The following is a 6,268-nucleotide window of genomic DNA, read 5'->3' as shown; positions in this document are numbered from 1 at the left end:
GGCCGCAAAAGCACGGTGGCCACGACGACCGAGGTCTGGCATTTCCTGCGCCTGCTCTACGTGAAGCTGGGCGTGCAGCACTGTGTCAACGACGGCGCACCGGTGCGGCCGCAGAGCGTGGAGTCCATTGCCGCCCAGCTGATGCGCGACTATCGCGGCCAGCATGTGGGCCTGCTGGCGCCGCTGGTGGTCAATCGCAAGGGCGTCTACACCGACCTCGCCAAATGGGCCAAGGGCCGCGGCCACACGCATCTGCGCGTGGACGGTGAGTTTCTGTCCACTTCGCCCTGGCCACGCATCGATCGCTTCAAGGAGCACACCCTCGAGTTGCCGGTCGGTGACCTGGTCGTGTCGCCGGAGAAGGAGTCCGAGCTGCGCGAGCTGCTGGCCAAGGCGCTGGACGCTGGCAAGGGCGTGCTGCATTTGCTGGCGCCTCTGGATGGGCTGAGTCTGGACGACGGTGCGACCGGCGCCGGCGTGGGCACGGTCAAGGTGTTCTCGACGAAGCGCGCCTGCCCGGTCTGCGGCACCAGCTACCCCGAACTGGACCCGCGCCTCTTTTCCTACAACTCCAAGCATGGCTGGTGCACCAGCTGCGTGGGCACGGGCCTGAGCCTGACGCGCGAGCAGCGCAAGGCTTTGGACGACAGCGTGCAGGCCGACGACAACCGCGGCCGCGAGCAGAGCTTCCCGTCCGAGGAGGCCGAGGTCGAGGGCCTGACCGATTCGCCGTGCCCAGACTGCCACGGCACCCGTCTGAACCCGACGGCACGTTCCGTGGAGTTCGAAGACAAGGGCATCGGCGACGTCGCCGCCTGGAGCGTTGGCGAAGCGCGTGCATGGGTGCAGGGCCTGAATCTGCAGGGCCGCGACGCCGACATCGCCCGCGACGTCGTCAGCGAAATCCTCGGCCGGCTGGAGTTCCTGGAAGAGGTCGGCCTGGGCTATTTGACGCTGGACCGTGCCGCGCCCACCCTGTCGGGGGGCGAAGCGCAGCGCATCCGCCTGGCAGCCCAGCTCGGCAGCAATCTGCAGGGCGTCTGCTACGTGCTGGACGAGCCCACCATCGGCCTGCACCCGCGCGACAACCAGATCCTTCTGAAGGCGCTGGCCACGCTGGGCGACAAGGGCAACACCCTGGTCGTCGTCGAGCATGACGAGGACACCATCCGTCGCGCTGACCACATCATCGACATCGGTCCCGGCGCCGGCAAGCGTGGTGGCCGCGTGGTGGCCGAAGGCACGGCAGCGGAGCTGGCGCTTCAACCGGAATCGACGACCGGGCGCATGTTGGCCAGGCCGCTGATCCACCCGCTGCAGGCTCGTCGCGCGATCGATCCCGAGGCGCCCAAGCTCACCGTGTTGAACGCGGCGTTGCACAACCTCAAGGCCGTGACGGTGGATGTACCGCTGCATCGCCTGGTGGCTGTGACGGGGGTGTCCGGCTCGGGCAAGTCGACCTTGGCACGCGATGTCTTGCTCGCCAACATGGCCGTTGCCGTGCCGCTGCGCAAGGCGCCGAGCAAGTGGGCGGGCTGCGATGGCATCGAAGGCCACGCCCAGGTTGACCGCGTACTGGAGGTCGACCAGACCCCCATCGGCAAGACGCCGCGCTCCTGCCCGGCCACCTACATCGGGTTCTGGGACGCCATCCGCAAGCTCTTCGCCGAGACGCTGGAGTCCAAGGCGCGTGGCTATGCGCCGGGGCGCTTCAGCTTCAACACGGGCGAGGGCCGCTGCCCCGGCTGCGAAGGCCAGGGCATGAAGACCATCGAGATGAGCTTCCTGCCCGACGTGAAGGTGCCCTGCGACCAATGCCACGGCCAGCGCTTCAATCCCGAAACACTGGGTGTCAGCTGGCGTGGCAAGAGCATCGGCGACGTGCTGGCGATGGAGGTCGACGAGGCGGTCGAGTTCTTCGCCTCCATGCCGTCCATCGCGCATCCGCTGCAGTTGCTCAAGGACGTCGGCCTGGGCTACCTGACGCTGGGTCAGCCATCGCCGACGCTGTCGGGCGGCGAGGCGCAACGCATCAAGCTGGTGTCGGAGCTGGTCAAGGTGCGCGACGACGTCACGCGCCGCGGCCAGAAGGCGCCGCACACGCTCTACGTGCTCGACGAGCCGACCGTGGGCTTGCACATGGCCGACGTGGAGAAGCTGATCCGCGTGCTGCACCGCCTCGTGGCGGGCGGGCATTCGGTCGTCGTCATCGAACATGACCTCGACGTCATTGCCGAGGCGGACTGGGTGCTCGACCTGGGGCCGGAGGGCGGCGATGCGGGCGGCCGCATCGTGGTCGCTGGCACACCCGAGGAGGTGGTGGCGAGCGGCAGCCACACCGGCCTGGCGCTGCAACCGGTGCTGGCACGATCGGCTTGATTCCCGGGCCCGCGCGGCCGCGACTTCGGTTTTTTCGAAGACCGGCTGCGGCCGGGCGATCTGGTTTGCGAAGCGCCGCTCCAACACACTGGGCGCATTTCGGGAAGCGGGAGATCGCGCGTGGTGTTTGTCGTCGTCTGGGCCGTGGTGCTGTTCCTGCTTGCGGCGTGGTCCGGTCTCGTGATGGCGGCGCATGCGCTGCTGGTGGTGACGTTGTCGCATGTGGGCACCATGAGCGCTGGCGACTGGAGCCTGCCTGAGCCGTTGACCGCCTGGCTGCCCCCGCCGGTGGCGCAATGGCTGCTGGACATGCTGGAAACACTGGTGCTGCAAATGCAGTCTCTCGTCGGTGCGTTGCCCATGCTGGCCGATGGCGTCGGCATCCTGGCCTGGGCAGCGTGGGGCCTGGGTGTCTTGCTGCTGCTTGGCGTCGGACTGGCCGGGCATGTGGCGGCGGCCCTTTGGCGCAAGGCGACGCGGCCCGCTCCGCAACCCCTTGCCGTGCCTGGTTGACGACCTTGTTCTCCCTCCTTCGGCTTCGAGTCTCGCGATGACCACCTTGACCCTTTCCCTCCTCCTGCTCGCCACCGTGCTTGGCAGCGTCGCCTGGCAGGCCTGGCGCATGCGCAGCGAAGCACGCGATGTGTGGCTGATCGGGGCTTCCAGTGGGGCCACCGGCATTGGTGCGGCAGTGGCTCACTGGCTTTGAGCCAGGCCGGCCCAGCTGTGACGAATGGAGCGGACGCGGCGGTTCCCTAGAATTCGCCGCCCCTAACCCTAGGGGGTGTATTCAGGAGATCCCCCTTGAAGCCCGTGACCTTCGCTGCCATCGGCAGCCTGGCCCTAGCCCTGGCCTTGTCGGCCACCACGCCGCTGCAGGCGCAGACACCCGCCGCCGTTCCCACCCTCGAGCAGTTGTTCCGCGCCGAGCCCTACCGCGGTGAGCCAGCCAAGGATGCCGCCTTCAGCCGCAGCGGACGCTACCTTGCCTATCTCTGGAACCCCTTCGGGGAGCCCGGCACCGACCTCTGGGTGCATGACACCAAGACCGGCAAGACCCAGCGGGTCACCTCGCCGGAGGTGATGGCCGCTTTTGAGGCGCCCGAGGACTTGGCGCGGTTCGACAAGAAGCTCAGGCAGCGCCAGGCCGAGTACGCCGAGCGTCAGGCCCGCGAGGTCGCCCAGCAGGCCTATCTGCGCGGCGACAAGGTGGATCTGTCGCAGTGGGAAACCGCGGCCATCGAGACCTTGAAGAAGGAACTGGCCGAGAAGAAGGCCAAGGACGACGCACAGAAGGCCGCCGACAAAGCCGAGGCCGATGCCGAGAAGTACGCGGCTGCCGTGCTGGCTGCCAAGCGCGCCGGCAAGCCCGCGCCGGCCCCGGCGGCCGCCGCGTCTGCGGCGGAGAAGAAGGACGAGAAGGAGAAGGAGCTCTGGGAGCTGCGTGATGAGCTGAAGAAGAAGCTCGCTCGCGACAAGCTCAAGCCTGCCGACCTCTATCCCGGACCGGCCCAGTTCGCCTGGGCGCGCAAGGCGGACGAGCTGGTGTTCCAGTACCGTGGCGGCCTCTACCGCTGGAAGGCGGACGACAAGGCGCCCGCGCTTCTGGTCGCCACGCAGCGGGAGCTGCGCCTGGTGGGCTATACGGCCGACGACAGCGGCGTGCTCTACACCGACGAGACCCGCGTGCTGCGCGCTGGCTTCAAGCAGGCCGGCGTGCAGGTCGTCAACCGCGAGCTCATCCATCCGGACGACGAGCAGAAGAAGTACCGCATCTCGGAGACCGCCATCAGCGAGAACGGCCGCTGGATGTCGCTGCTGGCCAGGGCGCCGCTGAAGACGGCCGACGACAAGCCCGCTCCGCCCGGCCGTCAGGTCGAGATCATGAACTACAGCGAGCGCTGGGCCACGGCCAAGAAGGTCAACCGCGAGGTGTCGGATGACAAGCGCACCCAACCACCGCTGGCCCTCTACATCCGCCAGGTGCCTGTGGCTGCCGGCGAGACACCGCGCAAGCAGCCCGCACCCGTGTTCACGAACGCCGGTGGCGACACCTGGTTCGAGATGAGCGACGTGGCCTGGGCGCGTGACGGCAGCCGCTATGCCTTCACGACCTGGGAGCGCGACAAGGAGCTGCTGCGCGTCTACATCGGCACGGCCGATGAAGGTGCCAAGCCCGAGCTGGTGCTGGAGCGCCGTGGTGACGTGGGCCACGAGGTCGTCAACGTCATCAAGCCGCGCTTTACGCCGGACGGCAAGACGCTGGTGCTCATCCTCGACGAGTCCGGCTGGCGCCAGCCCTGGGCCATCGATGTGGCCAGCAAGGCGCTGCGCCCGCTCGTCAAGGGCGACTTCGAGGCCCACCAGATCGCCGGCTTCACGCCCGACAGCAAGAGCCTCTTCGTGTTGGCCAACCAGGGCGACACGGCAGCAATGAACCTGCTGCGCGTCGACATCACCAACGGTGCCACCCAGGCTCTGGGCGCGGCCGGCGAGTTCCACCGTGCCGCGGCGTCTTCCGAGGACGGCCGCTGGGTGGCTGCCAACGCTGGCAACTGGGCCCAGCGTCCCGAGCTCAAACTGCTGGCTGTCGACGGCAAGTCGGCGCCGCGCACGCTGACCGACAGCAACGACAAGGCCTGGGCCCAGCTCAAGCTGCTGCAGCCCGAGCGCTTCAACTACACCAATCGCCACGGCGACCGCATCGAAGGCTATGTCTTCAAGCCTGCCGGCTGGAAGGCCAGCGACAAGCGCCCCGCCGTCGTCTACGTCTATGGCGGCCCGCTGAACGATCGCCACATCGTCGAGGTCGACAGCTTCCAGGCTACCGCCTACATGTTCGGCCAGTACATGGCGGCCAAGCATGGCTACGTGACCGTCGCCGTGGACCCGCGCGGTCACAGCAACTACGGCCGTAAGTTCTCCGACGCCAACTGGGAGCGTGCCGGTGAGCCCCAGGCCGAAGACCTGGAAGACCTCGCCAAGCTGCTGCCGCAGCAGTTCGGCGTCGACGCCACCCGCATCGGCCTGAACGGCTGGAGCTTTGGTGGCTTCCAGACCCAGTACACGATGTACACGCACCCCGACGTGTTCGCCGCAGGCATCGCCGGCGCCGGCCCGACAGAATGGGAGAACTACAACAGCTGGTACAGCGGCCGCACCATCGGCAAGGCCACGGACCGCAGCAAGCCCGTGCTGCGCAAGTACTCGCTGCTGCCGCTGGCCAAGGGCCTGAAGAAGCCGCTGCTGCTGGTGCACGGCATGCAGGATCCCAACGTGCTGTACCAGGACACCGTCAACGTCTACCGCGAGCTGCTGGATTCGGGCAAGGAGTCCCTTGTCGAGCTGTTCCTGGACCCGGATGGCGTGCACGCCATGGGCGGCGTCGTCAAGCCGGCCGGCTGGCACCGCAAGTACGAGGCGTTCTGGCTGCGCAACTTGGGCCGTGTGGGCTCGTGAAGCCCTGCGCCCCGCCTCGCGGCGCTGATCGCGAGTGTGCGGGCCCCCAGAGCGGGGTGGGGCTACTGGCGGCTGAGCCGCGAGAAGCCCCAGGCGGGCGGGCTTGGGGCCGCCCGGAATGCCGCCCGCGTCATCCGCGGCGCGCGGACAGATCGGCTTCCAGCCGTCGCAATGGCGCCTGGCGGTAGTCGGCCGCCCACGGCCGGGTCGCGAAGCTGCGGCGGGCCAGGCCGGCCTCGCGGCGGGCCAGCTCCACGTCGCCTCGCGCCAGCGCGCAGGCGCCCGTGAGGGCGTGCAGGCGGGCGAGGTCGGTGTCCAGCGGATCGTCGCGCGTGCGCGCCGTCCGGGTCCAGGAACAGCTCCACCAGCGACTCCTTGCCCGAGTCCAGCAGCTCGCGGTAGACGTTGACGGTGTCCTGGTACAGCACGT

At 68.4% G+C, this 6,268-nt stretch carries 5 protein-coding genes; 4 read left to right on the top strand and 1 reads right to left on the bottom strand.

The window, feature by feature from the left end; genetic code table 11:
• From VGF12_RS17360 to VGF12_RS17345, 4 genes are all read left to right on the top strand, one after another.
• On the top strand, positions 1–2,379 hold a 2,379-nt coding region (locus VGF12_RS17360; RefSeq protein WP_414710123.1), incomplete at its 5' end, for an excinuclease ABC subunit UvrA.
• Positions 2,380–2,499: 120 nt separating this feature from the next.
• A complete protein-coding gene (locus VGF12_RS17355; RefSeq protein ID WP_331177300.1) occupies positions 2,500–2,892 on the top strand; it encodes a hypothetical protein in 393 nt (130 codons plus the stop codon).
• 37 nt (positions 2,893–2,929) lie between these two features.
• Positions 2,930–3,088: a hypothetical protein gene (locus tag VGF12_RS17350; protein WP_331177299.1), complete on the top strand. Its 159-nt coding sequence runs from the start codon at positions 2,930–2,932 to the stop codon at positions 3,086–3,088.
• Positions 3,089–3,192: 104 nt separating this feature from the next.
• Positions 3,193–5,838 carry a S9 family peptidase gene (locus VGF12_RS17345; protein WP_331177301.1) on the top strand — a complete coding sequence of 882 codons (2,646 nt, stop codon included), beginning with the start codon at positions 3,193–3,195 and terminating at the stop codon, positions 5,836–5,838.
• Between the two features lie 130 nt (positions 5,839–5,968).
• On the opposite strand, the gene VGF12_RS17340 is transcribed toward VGF12_RS17345, so the two are convergent.
• The coding region (locus VGF12_RS17340) for a hypothetical protein (RefSeq protein WP_331177298.1) at positions 5,969–6,268 on the bottom strand (300 nt) is incomplete at its 5' end.

It is taken from the genome of Roseateles sp. (assembly GCF_036404855.1).
GTDB lineage: Bacteria > Pseudomonadota > Gammaproteobacteria > Burkholderiales > Burkholderiaceae_C > Pelomonas.
Note: the sequence above shows the minus strand (reverse complement) of the source record. Positions and strands in the feature narration are given on the sequence as shown.

Excerpts from the sequence above, each read along its gene's own strand:
- VGF12_RS17350 (WP_331177299.1), top strand. The coding sequence starts at position 2,930 with ATGACCACCTTGACCCTTTCCCTCCTCCTGCTCGCCACCGTGCTTGGC.